The 16,973-nt window shown below is 47.2% G+C and carries 12 protein-coding genes; 5 read left to right on the top strand and 7 right to left on the bottom strand.

What is annotated here, in order from left to right:
- Position 1: 1 nt before the first annotated feature.
- From tpiA to KD145_RS10330, 3 genes are all read left to right on the top strand, one after another.
- Positions 2 to 763, top strand: coding sequence for a triose-phosphate isomerase (gene tpiA / locus KD145_RS10340; protein ID WP_113617984.1), 762 nt, complete (start codon positions 2 to 4; stop codon positions 761 to 763).
- A 195-nt stretch (positions 764 to 958) separates the two neighbouring features.
- Positions 959 to 1,555, top strand: a complete 597-nt coding sequence (locus tag KD145_RS10335; RefSeq protein WP_212005813.1) for a 2'-5' RNA ligase family protein — start codon at positions 959 to 961, stop codon at positions 1,553 to 1,555.
- A gap of 452 nt (positions 1,556 to 2,007) precedes the next feature.
- Positions 2,008 to 2,301, top strand: coding sequence for an acylphosphatase (locus tag KD145_RS10330; RefSeq protein ID WP_212005812.1), 294 nt, complete (start codon positions 2,008 to 2,010; stop codon positions 2,299 to 2,301).
- A 391-nt stretch (positions 2,302 to 2,692) separates the two neighbouring features.
- Here the strand turns inward: KD145_RS10330 and KD145_RS10325 are convergent, their stop codons facing one another.
- Both KD145_RS10325 and KD145_RS10320 read right to left on the bottom strand, forming a co-directional pair.
- Positions 2,693 to 4,834, bottom strand: coding sequence for a M56 family metallopeptidase (locus tag KD145_RS10325; RefSeq protein WP_212005811.1), 2,142 nt, complete (start codon positions 4,832 to 4,834; stop codon positions 2,693 to 2,695).
- Between the two features lie 18 nt (positions 4,835 to 4,852).
- The gene (locus tag KD145_RS10320) at positions 4,853 to 5,242 is read right to left on the bottom strand and encodes a BlaI/MecI/CopY family transcriptional regulator (protein WP_113617989.1); all 390 of its coding nucleotides are present in this window, start codon (positions 5,240 to 5,242) and stop codon (positions 4,853 to 4,855) included.
- Between the two features lie 264 nt (positions 5,243 to 5,506).
- On the opposite strand from KD145_RS10320, the gene KD145_RS10315 reads away from it, so the two are divergent.
- Positions 5,507 to 7,882, top strand: coding sequence for an ABC transporter permease (locus tag KD145_RS10315; RefSeq protein WP_212005810.1), 2,376 nt, complete (start codon positions 5,507 to 5,509; stop codon positions 7,880 to 7,882).
- On the opposite strand, the gene KD145_RS10310 is transcribed toward KD145_RS10315, so the two are convergent.
- The 3 genes from KD145_RS10310 to KD145_RS10300 form a co-directional block, all read right to left on the bottom strand.
- Positions 7,868 to 8,743 carry a sterol desaturase family protein gene (locus KD145_RS10310; RefSeq protein ID WP_249219787.1) on the bottom strand — a complete coding sequence of 292 codons (876 nt, stop codon included), beginning with the start codon at positions 8,741 to 8,743 and terminating at the stop codon, positions 7,868 to 7,870. The two genes, KD145_RS10315 and KD145_RS10310, sit on opposite strands and share 15 nt — an antisense overlap.
- Before the next feature lie 65 nt (positions 8,744 to 8,808).
- A complete protein-coding gene (locus tag KD145_RS10305; protein WP_212005809.1) occupies positions 8,809 to 9,669 on the bottom strand; it encodes a DUF4249 domain-containing protein in 861 nt (286 codons plus the stop codon).
- A 20-nt stretch (positions 9,670 to 9,689) separates the two neighbouring features.
- Positions 9,690 to 12,068 (bottom strand): TonB-dependent receptor, encoded by a 2,379-nt coding sequence (locus tag KD145_RS10300; protein ID WP_212005808.1) that lies wholly within the window; start codon positions 12,066 to 12,068, stop codon positions 9,690 to 9,692.
- Positions 12,069 to 12,604: 536 nt separating this feature from the next.
- Here KD145_RS10300 and KD145_RS10290 point away from each other — a divergent pair.
- Complete coding sequence (locus KD145_RS10290; RefSeq protein ID WP_212005806.1) at positions 12,605 to 13,600, top strand: helix-turn-helix transcriptional regulator; 996 nt, start codon at positions 12,605 to 12,607, stop codon at positions 13,598 to 13,600.
- 192 nt (positions 13,601 to 13,792) lie between these two features.
- Here the strand turns inward: KD145_RS10290 and KD145_RS10285 are convergent, their stop codons facing one another.
- Both KD145_RS10285 and KD145_RS10280 read right to left on the bottom strand, forming a co-directional pair.
- Positions 13,793 to 14,422 carry an NAD(P)-dependent oxidoreductase gene (locus KD145_RS10285; RefSeq protein ID WP_212005805.1) on the bottom strand — a complete coding sequence of 210 codons (630 nt, stop codon included), beginning with the start codon at positions 14,420 to 14,422 and terminating at the stop codon, positions 13,793 to 13,795.
- A 266-nt stretch (positions 14,423 to 14,688) separates the two neighbouring features.
- A complete protein-coding gene (locus tag KD145_RS10280; RefSeq protein ID WP_212005804.1) occupies positions 14,689 to 16,878 on the bottom strand; it encodes a sodium-translocating pyrophosphatase in 2,190 nt (729 codons plus the stop codon).
- Positions 16,879 to 16,973: the final 95 nt, after the last annotated feature.

The following is a 16,973-nucleotide window of genomic DNA, read 5'->3' as shown; positions in this document are numbered from 1 at the left end:
TATGAGAAAGAAAATTGTTGCAGGTAACTGGAAGATGAACCTTACACTGGCACAGGGTGAACAGCTGATCAACGACATTCTGCAGGCCGGACTGAAACTGGCGGAAGGGCAGGAAGTAGTGGTAGCCACTCCATTTCCTTATCTGACCAGGGCTAAATCGCTGCTGAAGAACTATCCGGGCTTTTATGTGGCGGCGCAGAACTGTGCCAGCGAAAAATCCGGCGCCTATACTGGCGAGGTTTCCGCAGAGATGCTGCAGTCTGTAGGTGTGGATTACGTGATCCTGGGGCATTCTGAGAGAAGGGAGTATTTTCAGGAAAGCAACGGGGTGCTGGCCCGGAAAGTAGATCAGGCCCTGGCAGCTGGCATCAAGCCTATTTTCTGTTGCGGTGAGCCGCTGGATATCCGGAAGGCAGAAACCCAGAATGCTTATGTAGCCAAACAGCTGGAGGAAAGCCTGTTCCACCTCACAGCAGAACAGTTCAAAGATGTGGTGATTGCTTATGAGCCGATCTGGGCTATTGGCACCGGTCTTACCGCCAGTGCAGCACAGGCACAGGATATGCATGCATTTATCCGTTCCCAGATTGCCGCCAAATACGGCCGTGAGGCTGCACTGCACCTGACTATCCTGTACGGTGGCAGCGCCAAGCCAGGCAATGCTGGTGAACTGTTTGCCAACCCCGATGTGGATGGCGGCCTGATTGGTGGTGCTTCTCTGGTGGCCGGCGATTTTGTGGCTATCATTCAGCACCTGAGTTAGTATTTTTTAGCAAAAAAAATAACGCGTAGATACATCGAAAGGTGTATCTACGCTGCGTTTGGAGATATTTGGGTTGTACGCGGGAAATATTTCTGCGTATTTTTTTAGTATAAAATACTAAAAAAATTAGTATTTCTGGGAAAAGGTTGTATATTCGTATTGTCATTCTAACAGGAAGAATTAAAATATCAGGTTATGAATACGAATTATGAAGTTTCGGAAGCGTTATTTGATTATTTACTGGTGGTGAATCCGGATGTAGTAGTATCGAAAGATGTAAATCGGATTCGTCAGTTTATAGCAACCTCTTTAAAGGATGCAGCTGTAATTACGGCACCGGTATATATCCCATTGTTCAGATCTGAGTTTCCGCAACGTTTTGAAGATGACTTTATTGATATGGTGGAATCAGTAGCAAAGCGGCAGTCAGGTTTTGCGATCTATACCTCCCGGCTGGAAGCGCTGAAACATGCAGACGGACGGCAGAGTATCTGTGTAAATGTGGCCAATCCCAAACCGCTGATGGACCTGCACAAAAGTATTATGCAGTGTTTTGATCTGAAGCCACAGAATTTCAAACCTTACATGACAGTAGCCAGGGGACTGGATGACACGGCAGTAGCCAAAGTTTTACCGGCTTTAACACAACGGCTGTTTGTACGGAGTTTCAATTGCCACTGTTTAACGCTGATGAGAAGACCCGTGACAGGAGGCAAATATGAAAGAGTGAGAGACATTGTGTTTGGTGATATTGAACATATGACCGGATCATTATTCAACTATGCTGCATAAGCAGTTGAATCATTTATATTGTATCATGTAGATCATTGTCTGAATCGGGAAGGGCAGTTGGAGATGCATTGGATGAAAATTGAACGAATCACATTATGCTGCAGTAAAGATTGCAGATACTTATTTTGTTACCCCTGTTTCTTCAATTTATCATCTGTAGTTTGTTTCCCCCAAGTTAACCATTCTCTGTCTTTTCTTTACTTACTACACTGTTACGCAGTTATCAGTGTGCAGGTACAGGTGATATTCCGGATAAAATGATTATCCGCTGGTATATCGGCCATAGTAGCTGTATGCACCGGGTGTTGAGTACCGGACTGATAAGGATAAATGTATTTCAGTGCCACAGGATTAATCGTTACATTCGTTCGATCATCGGTAGATACACCAATGAGTCTTACCAATCTGTATTATCCTGATTCAGACATTTTTTAGCGATAACCATTGATATTATGACAACCAAATCAATCGTGCATAAAGAAATCATTGTGAGAGGCCGCGTACAGGGAGTTGGTTACCGGGCTAATGCAAAGCATATGGCGGACCTGCTGGGTGTGCAGGGACAGATCAAAAATACGCAGGACAAGGCAGTATGGATTCTGGCAGAAGCGGAAGAGACGGTGATGGAAGAATTTTTGACCTGGTGCCGTAAAGGGCCTGCCATGGCCAAAGTTACGGAAATGGAAATCATCGTGGGGCCAGTGCTGCAAGTAGTCGGTTTTACCATTTTACATTCAGCGGATTAATAGCGCTCAATTGTTGGTGTTTGTTCGTCTAGCCTCATCAGATTCATCACTATCATCACAGTTCAATTTTTAGTCTATAGATGTTCATATGCTCATCTATAAGGTTGTCTATGTTGATCATCCTGTCATAAGTGGGTATCAGTTTGATTGGTACTCAGTTGTTGAACTTAGATATCAATAGAGGAAACAGCCTATCGCCTTTATTGTTACTATCCTTCTATATAAACCTGGTTAAATAACAGGTTATGGTGTTCATTCCTATGCCTGGATTACCTTAGGACCCCTATTCGGTAATCCTGAAATGCAGAAAGCGCAAAGAATACGACGGGCCGCTGTTAGCAACTCCAGCCGTATCATTCTTTGCGCTTTCTTATTTGGTACGAACGAACGATTAGTTTTCTATGTCAATATTGAGATTGCCGGGAGCCTGCTGTTTGATATTCATCCGTTTGCTCTGCATGTATCCACGGTATTTGTCAGCCACATTGTCTGGTTGTTTGACACCGTTGATATAGAGACCGTTTTCATTCTTCTCGATGGAGAAAGATTGTTTGGTATCAATCAATTTATCATCGGCCATTTTGTTGATCATTTCGCGGTACGTTTTAGAAGTGGTGGCAGCTCTTTCACTGGCACCATGAGCGTTTCGTGCCGCGATTTCGGCCTGCACTTTTGCGCGTTCCGCTTGCCTGTGGGCATTTTCCGCGGTTCTTTTTTCATCCATCAGTTTATGCATTTCCTCTCCGCGGGCTCTGAAGGAGTCACGCATAACGATCATCCGTTGCTGATTGAGGGCCATCAGTTTACTGTTGGCTTCGCGCATACTTTTCTGCATGATAAGCCTGTTTTCTGCCATTTTTTTATGCATGGTTGCACTAGCCTTCTTCCATTCCTCACTGTTCCGGGTTTCCTCGTAGGCAGTCTTGATGTCTTTCTGAAGCTGGGCCCAGTCGATGCTTTTCAGTGCTTCGCGGGCAGCTTGCTGGGCAGCCTGTGATTCCTGGGCCAGTGCTTTCCAGTCAATCTTGTCGGTAGCAGCTTTGGCTTCTGCCTGTATCTTCTTCATGTCTACCTCTTTAAGCTGCTGCATGGCTTTTTCCACGCTTCTTTGTGCGGCCTGCAGCTGCTTTCTGATCATGAGTGAATCGCTGGTGCGGGAACGGCCAGGAACGCTGTCAGTAAAGAAGGCTGATAGAGGTGAGATGTGGGTAGCAGCATTGGGAGCCATTACCATGGGACCTACGGTATTGTAGACAAATGTAAGAACATCAGGATCTGATAAATCGGGAGCATCCGGTGGTGGAGGCGGAGCATCTGGTGTTGGCGGTGCGTCCGGCGGCGGTGGTGGAGCATCCGGAGGAACAGGCTGGCCTGGTCCGGGGATGGTGGAAGGCGCCGGTGGTGGAGGCGGAACGGGTGTGGCCGGACCGGTATAAATAACTGTTTGGCGGATGCTGGTATCAGCTGCAGCTTTTTCCTGATGTTGTTTTTGGTCCTGGCTCTTTCCTTTGGCAGGGTTGAGCCATGCAATGGAAACGAGTGCAGTAGCAATGATCAGGACTGCCATGAGTTTCTGGCTATAGTTAAGATGTTTTGTTTTCATCTCCATGATTCTTTTGATGCGGTAAAACAGATGTTGTTTGTCATCTGCAGCAGCCATGGCCAGGGGATTGGAATTTAACCGGTACTCTTCCAATGCAACCAGTGCCCGGGCATAATGCAGGGGTTGAACGGTCCCCGCGATAACGAGGTCGTCGCAACAATGTTCCCTTTCCTGGCGGATGATACGGGAAATCAGCCATACGAAGGGATTGAAGAAAAGAATGGTTTCAACAACGGATTGGAAGATATTCAACAGATAATCATTGCGTTTAACATGTGCCAGTTCGTGCAGCAGGATGGCTTCCAGCTGTTCTTCCGACAGATTGTTGACCATGGCCACCGGCAGCAGGATCACGGGTTTAAGGAAACCCATCATCACCGGGACCTGGACATAACGGGACAGCAGTAGCTGCACCTTACGGGACAACTGTAACTGTGCCATCAGTTTGTGGAGATGTTTTTCCCATGCTTCACCCATAGGTTCTACCATGGTAGTGCGGATTCTGTGCAATTGCAGCAGGTCGGATGCCAACTTGATCGCCATGATCAGCATGCCTGCGAGGTATAAGGTAACAAGTATTGGAAAACACAGCTCCAGGCTGGGAAATAACAGTGCCATCTTTGCCTGCCCGGGATAGGGGGCGGCAGGTTGCCCGGCCAGTAAGGCCAGATCAGTGGCGCTATATTGTACCACCAATTGACGGGTAGCAGAAATAGCTTGCAACTGCTGATAAAAGGTAATCAGAAACCAGGCAAATATCCCAGTGAGTGCAAAAAACGACAGGTTGTATTTGATCCTGGCACTGGCCATGGGCCATAGTTTCAATACTACTTTCAGGCAGGCATATACGAAAAAAGCTTGCCAGATGGCATGGAGAATACTCCAGCCCAGTGCCCGTACCAGATCACCGGTAATAGGTAATAAGTGCATAGTCAGTTTTTTTACCTGTTATCGCTTTTGTTGTTTTTCCATCTCAGACAAATATTGCCGGATCTGATCCAGCTCCGCTTCGGAAGAACGATGATGCCCCAATGCCTGTAATACCAGTTTGGATGCCGATCCGCCAAAGACAGTATCAATCATTTTATTCAGTAGTTGCTGTTGCGTTTTTTCCTGCGAAACAGCTGCTTTGTATACATGCGTTTTGCTGCTGGTATCTCGTTCCAGCAACTCCTTCTCATGCATGATCTGCATTAACTTCAGCGTAGTAGTATAACCGGCATCTTTGGTTTCAGATAAGATATCATGCACTTCCCGTACAGTGCAGGGACCTTTCTCCCATAAGATACTCAGAATCTCAAGTTCGCTTTCAGTTGGCTTTATATGTTTCCCAGTCATGGTTTGCTCAGAATGATTATTGTTGTACGAATATCTTCGTAAACAAATGTACGATTGTTTTCGTAATTCCAAAAAAATCGCAAGGGAAAGTGATAAAGTGGTTTTTAACCGGGATGAACGGAAAACGAACAAAGTCAGCAAAAACGAACAATTTATGTCTTAAAACCGAACAAAGATGAAAATAGTATATGTGTATTGTTGTAACTTTTAGATATATATTTATTGGCATCTCCTTGGTGCGGATAGATAATTCATTAACAGCATATGATAAAAAACTATATCAAAATAGCCTTCCGCCAATTTTATTATCATAAACTGTATACCGGTATTAACATGATCGGATTGGCCATGGGTATGGCCGTAGCTTTAGTGATAGGCCTGTGGGTATGGGATGAATGGTCATTTGATTACTATCATGAACGTCATGACCACCTGGCCCGTATGGTGAGCACAGAACAGAACAACGGGGCGCTGGTCACCAGTCCGGGTGTCCCCATTCCACTGGCTGACGAGTTGCGCAGTAAATACGGGGCTGACTTTAAACGGATCGCGGTGGCGTTTCCCAACTATACCCATACCCTGGCCAACGGGGATACTAAGATATCCGCCGCCGGTAGATGGACGCAGCCCGATCTTCCGATGATGCTGTCTCTTAAAATGATTGCCGGCCGCCAGGATGCCCTGAACGATCCTTCTTCGGTATTACTGACTCAATCACTGGCGAAAGCACTTTTCGGGGACACAGATCCCATAAACAAAATACTGCGCATGGATAACCGCATGGACCTGAAAGTGGCCGGCGTTTACGAAGATCTTCCCAACAATACCTCCTTCCATGACACCCGGTTATTCCTGCCCTGGACAAAAGCTGAGCGGGAGCTGGTATGGCTGAAAGATGCCGAAAAAGACTGGAGCTCCCACCACTGGGACCTGATCGTGGAGCTGAATGATCAGGCTTCGCTGTCAACAGTATCTGCCAAAATCAGGGACCTCGCGCAGGGACATGATAAGGCCGGTAAAGAGACATTTTCACTGCATCCTATGAACAAATGGCACCTTTACAGTGAGTTTACCGATGGTTTTAATACCGGTGGCCGTATCCGTATGGTCAGGCTGGTAGCTACCATCGGTTTGTTTGTATTGCTGCTGGCAGTGATCAATTTTATGAACCTGGCGACAGCCCGGAGTGAGCATCGCGCGAAGGAAATAGGGTTACGTAAAGCCATTGGTTCTTTGCGCAGCCAGCTGATAGGGCAGTTCCTGACAGAATCTATACTGGTAGCTTTGTTTGCACTGGTGCTGAGTGTATTGATTGTACAGGGTGGTCTGTCTGCCCTGAATACACTTACAGAAAAGGATATGGCACTTCCATGGGGGAATCCGCTTTTCTGGGCTGGCATGCTGCTTTTTACATTGGTCACAGGTTTGCTGGCAGGCAGTTATCCGGCTTTTCTGTTATCCCGCTTTGAGCCTGTCAAAGTGCTGAAAGGTAATTTCGCAGCAGGTAAAACATCCAGATTGCCCAGGCAGGTGCTGATTGTGTTACAGTTTACGGTATCTATCACGCTGGTGATCGGGACCATGGTCGTTTTCCGCCAGCTGCAATATGCACGCAACCGGCCTGCGGGTTATACCAGGGAAGGTTTGATCACACTGGGAATAAATACCCCGCAATTATATCAGGCCAATTACAACAGACTGCGGCAGGATCTCCTGGAATCCGGTGCTGTAGCGGATATGGCTTATTCATCCGTAGCAGCTACGGAAGTGCCGGAAAATGTAAAGGATATCAGCTGGAAGGGTAAAGATCCCAATATGGTACCGCAGTTTAAATGTATAGCCGTTACGCATGACTATGGCAAAACCATGGGCTGGCAGTTACAGGATGGACGGGACTTTTCGCGGGAATATGCTACCGATACAGGTTCTCTGGTGATCAATGAAACGGCTGCCCGGTTGCTGGGCTTTGCCCATCCGGTGGGCGAGACGGTACTTTACGGTGGAAAACCTTGTCAGATCCGGGGTGTCGTGAAAGACATGATTATGGAATCACCTTACCAGCCGGTAGCCCCTACGCTTTTTATACTGGGGTACGAATGGCATAATTTTATCACCGTGCGCATCAGGCCGGGAGCCGGGATAGTAGCGGCATTGGCCGAAGTAGAACAGGTGTTCAGGCGATACAATCCTGCGGCTCCTTTTGAATGTAAGTTTATTGATGACAACTATGCCAGAAAGTTCTCTGACGAGAAACGCCTGGGCCATTTGGCAGCCATATTTGCGGGGCTGGCCGTGTTTATCTCCTGTCTGGGATTATTTGGATTGTCGGCTTTTATCGTGTCGAGCCGGACCAAAGAGATTGGTATCCGGAAAGTATTGGGGGCCTCTGTTTTTAATCTCTGGGCCTTGTTATCCGGTGATTTTATCCGGCTGATTTTCATTTCGATTCTCATTGCCATGCCATTGGGATACTATGGTATGACGCGCTGGCTGGGGCAATATGTTTACCATACCACCCTTTCCTGGTGGATCTTTGCGGCAGCCAGCATGGGAGCTGTGCTGGTGGCAATGCTGACGGTCAGCGTACAAAGTATGAACGCAGCCAGAAAAAATCCGGTCAATAGTTTAACGGTTTCTTAGCTGGCGGGTGGTTTGACGGCTTCCATCGGGGCTCCAGCCGGGAGCCCCCAGCAGATAGTGCCATACCTCCCGTAAAGACCGGGCGTGACGGATATCGCGCCATATGTCCAGCCACTCATGGGTAGCGATGCGCAGAGGATTGTAGGTGTGAATGTTTTTGGTAAGCCCATATGCCGGTCGTTTCCGTTCCGGTGTAAAAGTGCCGAACAGACGGTCCCAGACAATGAGGATGCCTGCGTGGTTACGGTCCAGGTATTCGATGTCAGAGCCGTGATGTACCCGATGATGAGAAGGGGTGTTGAAGATGTATTCTATTGGTTTGGGTAGTTTATGGATCACTTCTGTATGTATCCAGAACTGGTAAATGAGGCTGATGGCCTGCATACTCAGTACCATCACCGGATGAAAGCCTGCCAGCGGCATCCAGAGCCAGAAAACGAAAGTACCGGTGAGGTTGCCGGTCCATGTTTGACGCAGCGCTGTAGCCAGTGTATATTTCTGAGAAGAATGATGAATTACATGTGATGCCCAGAAAAAACGCACGGTATGGCTGCTGCGGTGAAACCAGTAGTAGCTGAAGTCGTCTGCAAAAAAACATAATACCCATGCCCACCAGGTAAAGCCAAGGGTAAAAAACCGGTATTGATACAGAAAAAGATAGATGCCCAGAATAACACCTTTGGTGAATAGGCCGATGAATACGTTGCCAAGTCCCATCGCAATGCTGCTGAGGGCATCTTTGGGCTCATAAAGGTGTCTGTGATCTATGGTGGTAATGATAATCTCCAGCAGTATCAGCAGCACAAAACCGGGGATGGCATACATAATCAGGTTAGGAGGCATATGGATTCTTTCTTTCACCTTAATTTACAAAAAAAGGGGGATTTCCGACACCGGAAATCCCCCTTTTAATAAAATTCGTCGGTTTACTTAACCAGTTTCTCCGACCGGCTGACGGCGGAAGTACCAAACCAGCCCAGTATTTTCGTTTTGCCGGAAGGCGTAACATTATTGACATTGGATCTTACATTCTCCAGCACTTTGGCAAAGAGACCGCCGGCATTCACCTGCTGGTCTACCTGCCTGAGGAAGTCGAAGCTGCGGCGGGTAACGGACATCAGCCTCACAATCACTTTTTCGTTGGCCTGGAATGGTTTGCTCCAGTCGGTGATGCCTTCTGCGATTGGCAGGATAAAGGTGGCACCGTCAGAAACGCCTTCGTCATAGGAGCCGTCGATGGAGAAGCCGTCGCGCAGGCGTCTGAGCGTATCGTTGCGATAAGAGCGGATCCAGTAATAATCGGTAGCCCCTTCTATATCTTTAGCGTGCATAGTAGCGTAGTAGCCTTCTTTACCGTTCATCGTTTCTTCCTTGGTTTTATACTTCAGGGTGATGGAATCGATGGTGGTCACTCTTTTGATAGTATCGTATGCTTCAAATATCTCTCCCTTATATTCCACATGCAATTTGTAGGCGTGGCCTACTACGCCGATAGGTTGGTTGGTGGCATCATAGCTGTACATGCCGTCTTTAAAGCCAAATGCATAAGATTTGCCGGCAGTTTCATCAAACAGAGTGATGGCGGCATCGTTGATAATTGGTGCAGGGTTGTTGTCTGTAAAAGGTACAGACATAGTGAATTTGATTTTTTGCAGTCCCGCTTCTGTAGTGATCCAGGCATCCATCACCGGCAAAGATTTACCCTGAGCGATGTCGAGGTCTATTTTGTCTTCGCAGGCGGTAAGGCCTACTAATGCTGATATGATGAGCAATGACAGTTTTTTCATGTAATTACTTTTTAGACAGATTAAAATTTGAAGTTGTACGTGATACCCGGTATGATGGAACCGATGATAGAGAGACGAACAGCTTCCCGTTTGTTGGGATCATCTTCATTTTGTTTGAAGTAGATGCTGTAGGCGTTTCTGCGTGCATACACGTTATACAGTGAAAATACCCATTCTCCTTTCCAGCGTTTCAGCTGTTTGCCTTTGAGGGTGAGGGAGAGATCGAGCCGGTGAAACGCCGGCAGACGGTAGTTATTACGTTGTTCAGTGCTGTTATACGGGATGTCCCAGTCCTGGAACTGCAGCCTGTTGTCAGCATAAGTGCCGGGTGTACCGGAAGCATATACCCAGTTGGCAGACAGGGAAGTCCTTTTGGTAAAGGTATGTGTGAGTACCAGGTTGAAGTTGTGTGTACGATCGTAACGGTTCAGGAACCACTCATCCAGGCTGATACCAGGTGTTCTTCTTTCTGAGCGGGAAAGGGTATAGCTGATCCAGCCGGTGGTTTTACCGATATCTTTTTTAGCGTACAGTTCAATTCCGTAGGCGCGTCCTTCTGAAGGGAGCAGATCCGCTTCGATAAGCTGGTTGAGCTGCAGGTCTGCATTGTCTATATAGTCCAGCTGGTGTTTGGTGGTTTTATAGAAAGCTTCTGCAGAGAACTCATAGGAGTCGTTGGGGGAATTGTAGAAGTACCCGATGGTATACTGGTCAGACAGGCTGGGTTGTATGTTGTTGGTGCTGGGTGTCCAGATATCCAGTGGGGTAGGGGATGCGGTGTTGGAGAGCTGGTGCATAAACTGGGTAGTTTTGCTGTAACCTACTTTCACGGCATTTTGATCGTTGAAGGCATAACGGGCACTGAGGCGAGGCTCAAAGTAGTAGTAGCCTTTGATCAGCTCATTGGCGCCATAGGTTTTGCTGCCGATGAGGGTTTTGCGGATACCAGGTGTGGTATCGTTGAAATAGTAGGCAGTACCTTTACCGATCAGCTGATAGGCAGAGAAGCGGCCGCCGTACTGAATACCGAATTTCTTTGTAGGCTTCCACTCATGATCTAAATATACGCCAGACTCGAGTGCATGTTTATCTGTCAGTTCCTTAATACGTTTGATATCCCCTTCGGTACCTGTGCCGGTACCCGGACGGAAGGTATAATAGATGCCCTGTACGCCGAAATGCAGGATATTAGCGGAGTTGAGGTAGTAGGTAAAGGATGGTTTCAGACCGTAGTTTACAATGTCGGAAGTCCATTTATAGCCTTGCAGCTGTTCGTCGTCCTGTTTTTTGGAACCATTGCTGAAGTTGAGGCTATAATCATATTTAGAGTAGTAGGTGGTGAGGTTGAGGAACAGGCGGTTGGAAAACACATGGTTCCAGCGCAGGGTAGCGGTAGCATTACCCCAGTTCATGTCAACGTCTTTGCCCAGGCCGAATTTGTCTCTGCCAAAGTAGCCACTGAGGAAGAGGGTATTGTTTTTATCGAATTTGTAGTTGGCTTTGGCGGTGAGGTCGTAGAAGTTCAGTTTGGTATCCTTCATGTCACCTTTTACAAAGGGTTTCATGAGGATGTCGATGTAAGATCTTCTGGCAGCCACAATAAAGGATGATTTGTCTTTTACCAGCGGACCTTCTACTGACAGGCGGCTGAAGATATTGCCGATACCACCGTTGATATTGAAGTTCTGGTTGTTACCGTCTTTCATACGAATGTCCAGTACAGAAGAGGTACGGCCACCGTATTCAGCGGGGAAGCCACCTTTGATGAGGTTGATACCTTTTACCGCATCCGGATTGAATACGGAGAAGAAGCCGAGCATGTGGCTGGAGTTATAAACAGGTGCTTCGTCCAGCAGGATGAGGTTTTCGTCGCTGTTGCCACCGCGTACGTTAAAGCCGGAAGAGCCTTCACCCACGGTAGTTACGCCCGGCAGCGTCTGGATAGAGCGGATTACATCCACCTCTCCCATAAAAGCGGGCATTTTTTTCACTTGCGCGATGTCCAGTCTGTTGATGCTGGTGTTGAGGGTGTTTACCGCTCTTTCCTGTTTCTGCCCGTTGATAGTGACTTCATTGAGCTGGCTGCTGCTGCTTTCCAGCTTGATGTCCAGTGTTTTGTTGCTATTGAGACTTACTGTTGTCTTAACAGGAGCATATCCCATATACGAAAACTGAAGTTCATGTTCCCCGGCAGGGAGGGTAAGGGAGTAAAAGCCGTATTGGTTGGTAACGGTACCGACGGAAGTACCTGGTTTACCTATAGAGATCCCAACCAGACTTTCTCCGTTTTGTTTGTCTTTTACATAGCCACTAACCGTAAAACGTTGTTGTGCTATCGTTGGACGCGTTGCCAGCATTAATACCAGCAAGGTCATCAACATGGTGACCGTAGTTTTCATAAAAGGTAAATCGTGATTTTGAGATAATTTATTCCAGATTTGTCTGACATTGCTAATAAGACGTAACAGGGAATCAATACCCCTATTCGGGATAGATTATTTTTTTTGGTAATAATTGGGGCTAAGATAGTGGGGAAAACTGAAAAAGGAATATTGAGATTGAAGCAGGGGTACCCTCAAACTCAATATTCGCTATTGGCATACGTTTCGGGGGATCAATCGAGAATATCGCAATGGAAGCCCAGCCGGGTCACAAATTCGATAATGGATTTTTCGGCCACCTGTTGGGGGCTGATCACCCGCAATACCTTGTCACAGTCCTCAATATCCACACTGCAGGCGTTTACGAAAAAGGCGGTTGAAATAGCTTGAATGACGTTATCTTTATCCTTAACAGTGTTAATATTTGTACGGAATATCCCAATCATGGCGTTTAAATTTGAATTTTGCGGAATATATTTGTGCAAATTTGCTACTGTTTATCCGTATAGCTGTTACACGAAAAGGATTATAACTTATACGAAACGGATTATTTTATGACTGTAGTGATAAGAAATGAGCTCAGGGAGATATTGCTGCAGGAAGACTTTCCTTTTTCTCCCGGAACTTTGTCCACATCAAGGACTATTATCGAGGAAAGCACCGAACGGAGACTGGATTTTGGTGCTTATAACATACAGGAGTCGAAATTTGATGGCATTCATCTGGTGATATGCGAAGCAGAAGTATATGAAGATCTGTTTGTTGCCACGGGTGATGTGATCCCCCATGTGTCTATGCTTTTTATGGAAAAGGGCGATATCTGTACTTCTGTGGAAGGTATGGGGGACAATTTCCGGTTTTCCTCGCTACAACACAACATTGTCTACTCTCCTCACCGGGAAGAATCTGCCGAGCTGAAGAAACAGCCGGGGATTCAGATAATGGGATTAAATTTCATACCTGAGCGTTTTCTTGAACTGGCCGACAATAATGTACAGGTGCTGGGTAAACTGGCTGACCGGGTGGCGAACAAACAGAGCGCTATCCTGGCGGATAAAAGGAACCCCCTCATCACACCAAAGATGAAAACGGTGCTGGCCGAGATACGCCAGTGTCAGTATAAAGGCGGTTTGAAAAAGTTGTTCCTTCAGTCCAAAATCATGGAGCTGCTGGCTCTGCAATGTGACCAGGTTGAAAGCGATAACGGTATTACCATCAGAGGCCGTAAGATCCCAGCCAGAGAAATAGAGCAACTGCACCATGCCCGGCAGCTGCTGCTGGACAATATGCATAACCCTCCCAGCCTGGAACAGTTGTCACGTATGACCGGCCTGAACGAGTTTAAACTCAAATCCGGTTTCAAAGCTATTTTTGAAACCACTGTCTTCGGCTATCTCAACGATCACCGGCTGAACCTGGCCAAAGAACTGATTTTGTCCGGCGGTAAATCACTGGCTATCATCGCGGATGAAGCCGGTTATTCTTCTCCGCAGCACTTCAGTAATGCGTTTAAGAAGAAGTTTGGTGTGAGCCCAAGGAACTATGATTGATTTTGATGTCATTGATTCTCCTGATGGGCGAAGATCTAAGCGGAGATGAAAGAGGAGCACATTTTTAAAAGAGATAACTAAAAAGAGAAGAGCCTGTTGATTTTGTATCAACAGGCTCTTCTCTTTTATATTTAATCTCCGCTATAATCTCCGCCTATCAGGAACATCAGTAGTATCAGGATTAATCACAGTTCAGTAAGCTACTGTAAACCTTTGCTGAATATGCTGTGGTTTTTCCAGCTCGTCGATCAGGGCTACGGCGTAGTCGGCGGTGGATATTTTGCTTTCACCGTTGGCGTCAGCCAGCAGCTGGTCGCCGCCAAGGCGGAATTTGCCGGTACGTTCGCCGGGGGCGATCATGGCAGCAGGACTTAACACGGTCCATTCCAGGTCTTTATCCTGTTTGATGATTTTATAAGCTTCCCGGGTGGCAGCGGCTCCTTCTTTATATTCTGCCGGAAATCCCGGAGTGTCGATCAGTTGAACGCCGGGCTCTACTTCCAGGCTGCCTGCTCCGCTTACGGCAATCAGTCTTTTAATGCCGGCTTGTTTAATGCCGCCAATGATAGCACGGATGGCTTTTACATAGGTAGCAGTATCGTAAGCGTTGAAAGCGCTGATAACAGCTTCATTGCCGGCTACCAGGTCCGCTACTTCAGCTTCATTGGTTACATCCCCTTTTTTGATAGTCAGATGGTCGTTTTTAAGTTGAATTTTTTCAGGATGGCGTACGATGGCAGTCACCTGATGGCCTCTGTTGAGCGCTTCGTTTAAAAGGGCGGAGCCGATGAATCCGGATGCTCCGATGATAGCTACTTTCATGTCAATGCGTTTTTGTAGTGATATAATTACAGCCCCGCAAGGCTTATTGTTTAACTGTTTTATTTTTTATTACAGTTTGTAGGACAAAAGTACAGTTCTTTTTTACTGTAACAAAAAAAATTACAGTAAAATTTAAAAAATTAGCGGACAACGAACCGGGATCAATTTTCTCATTTTCCTATTTTTTATTTTCTTATTGGGATTTTGTCAAAAAATAAGAAAATGAGAAAGTAAAAAATTGGTCCGGGTGTTGTCCGCTATTTAAATTATTTCATTACATAAACGGAAGCTTTAGCTGCCGGAGGGGTGACGGTTTTCATTTTCACCACCGGAGGCACTTCCTTGGTATGGAATTTTTCAGACAGGGTAGGGGCGATTACCAGCGAAACGATGGACATCAGTTTGATCAGGATGTTCATAGACGGGCCGGAAGTATCTTTGAAGGGATCTCCTACGGTATCACCGGTAACAGAAGCTTTATGTGGCTCTGATTTTTTGTAGTAGGTTTCGCCGTTGATTTCCACGCCTTTTTCAAATGATTTTTTAGCGTTGTCCCAGGCGCCGCCGGCATTGTTCTGGAAGATACCCATTAATACGCCGCTGACAGTAGCGCCGGCGAGGAATCCGCCCAGTACTTCGGGGCCTGCGAGGAATCCAATGAGCAGTGGGGATGTGAGGGCAATAGCGCCTGGCAGGATCATCTCACGGATAGAGGCTTGTGTGGAGATGGCTACGCATTTGTCGTACTCCGGTTTGCCGGTGCCTTCCATGATACCAGGTATTTCCCGGAACTGGCGACGTACTTCTTCCACCATGGCCATGGCGGCACGTCCTACGGCTGCGATGGCGAGGGAGGAGAAGATAAAGGGGATCATGCCGCCAATGAACAGGCCTGCCAGCACATCGGCTTTATAGATATCGATTCCCTGGATACCGGCCACGCCTACAAAGGCAGCAAAGAGTGCCAGTGCGGTAAGGGCGGCGGAAGCGATGGCAAAACCTTTACCGGTAGCAGCAGTAGTGTTGCCCACAGCATCCAGGATATCGGTTTTTTCTCTTACATCTTTAGGCAGTTCGCTCATTTCCGCAATACCACCGGCATTGTCGGCAATAGGGCCAAAAGCATCGATGGCCAGCTGCATAGCTGTAGTGGCCATCATACCGGCTGCCGCGATAGCCACGCCATAGAGGCCTGCAAACGCATAAGAGCCATAGATACCTCCAGCCAGTACCAGGATAGGCAGGGCAGTGGATTCCATACCTACAGACAAACCACCAATGATATTGGTAGCTGCACCGGTAGCAGACTGCCGGATGATGGAGCGCACAGGGCGTTTACCCATGGCCGTATAATATTCGGTGATAATGCTCATCAGGGTACCTACTACAAGACCTACCACGATAGCACCAAAAACCTGGCCTTTGGTGAACTCATGGCCACGCAGTACCATAGGTCCGTCGGGCAGTATCCAGTTAACCAGGAACCAGGAGGCGATGGCGGTGAGCACGATAGAACCCCAGTTGCCCATATTGAGTGCCCGCTGTACCACGCTGGTATTGAGTCCGGCATTGTCGCTTATTTTTACGAAGAAGGTACCGATCATGGAGAAGATAATACCTGATCCTGCAATCAACATGGGAAGCAGGATAGGAGCGATACCGCCAAACAGGTCCTGGGAGGTGGTTTCAGAGCCTAATACCATGGTAGCCAGTACGGTGGCCACATAAGAACCGAAAAGGTCGGCGCCCATACCAGCCACGTCACCTACGTTATCGCCTACGTTATCGGCAATGGTGGCAGGGTTGCGGGGATCATCTTCCGGAATGCCGGCTTCCACTTTACCTACCAGGTCAGCACCTACGTCGGCTGCTTTGGTATAGATACCACCACCTACACGGGCAAAGAGGGCTATGCTTTCTGCACCCAGTGAGAAACCGGTAAGCACTTCAATGGTCTTTACCATTTCTGCAGTATTGGCTGCAGCGCCGAAATACGCTTTGAGAGCAATAAACAGGGAACCGAGGCCCAATACTGCCAGACCGGCAACACCCATGCCCATCACGGAGCCACCGGTAAAGGATACTCCCAGTGCTTTGGCCAGGCTGGTACGTGCGGCCTGCGCTGTACGTACGTTAGCTTTAGTAGCGATTCTCATTCCAATAAATCCGGCCGTAGCGGAGAAAATTGCGCCCATCACAAAGGCTACACCAATAAACCAGTGAGAGGTATGGTGCGACGATCCCATGTATCCCAATAACAGGGCGATAACAACAACAAAATAAATAAGGACTTTATACTCCGCTTTTAAAAATGCCATAGCGCCTTCTGCAATATGCTGCGCTATTTCTTTCATCTTTTCATTACCCGCATCCTGGCGGGTAACCCAGGAACTTCGGATAGCAGTAAATAACAAAGCCAGTAATCCAAAACAAGGAACGAGGAAAACAATATTCATAGAAGCGTATTTAAATTGCTCGGTTGAAAAAATAGCGTATTGAGTAAATGTTATCCAATAAATATAAATAATAAAATTTTGAATTACGAATTACG

Origin of the sequence: Chitinophaga sp. HK235 (assembly GCF_018255755.1) — a bacterium.
In the GTDB taxonomy this organism is placed as follows: domain Bacteria; phylum Bacteroidota; class Bacteroidia; order Chitinophagales; family Chitinophagaceae; genus Chitinophaga.
This window is presented reverse-complemented; position numbering and strand designations above follow the sequence as displayed.